Origin of the sequence: Winogradskyella ouciana (assembly GCF_009709615.1) — a bacterium.
In the GTDB taxonomy this organism is placed as follows: Bacteria; Bacteroidota; Bacteroidia; order Flavobacteriales; family Flavobacteriaceae; genus Winogradskyella; species Winogradskyella ouciana.
Genome location: NZ_WJYA01000081.1, coordinates 1 through 276, shown reverse-complemented (window position 1 = coordinate 276; position 276 = coordinate 1). Strand labels below are relative to the sequence as shown.

Sequence of the window (276 nt, the reverse complement as noted above, 5' to 3'; positions counted from 1 at the left end):
CCGGCGCAAGCGCGGCGATCTACACGGCGCGTAAAGGCATCCGCACCGGTGTCGTCGCTGAACGCTTCGGCGGCCAGGTACTCGACACCATGAGCATCGAAAACTTCATCAGCGTCAAAGCGACTGAAGGACCGAAGCTCGCTGCAAGCCTTGAAGAGCACGTGAAAGATTATGATATTGACGTCATGAACCTTCAGCGTGCGAAACGCCTTGAGAAAAAAGACCTCTTCGAACTTGAACTTGAAAACGGCGCTGTACTGAAAAGTAAAACAGTGA

General features: G+C 52.5%; 1 protein-coding gene. It reads left to right on the top strand.

Annotation, left to right across the window (positions count from 1 at the left end; genetic code table 11):
* Window positions 1-276, top strand: a 276-nt coding sequence (locus F1003_RS18650) for an alkyl hydroperoxide reductase subunit F family protein (RefSeq protein ID WP_202913914.1), incomplete at both ends; no start/stop codon positions are given.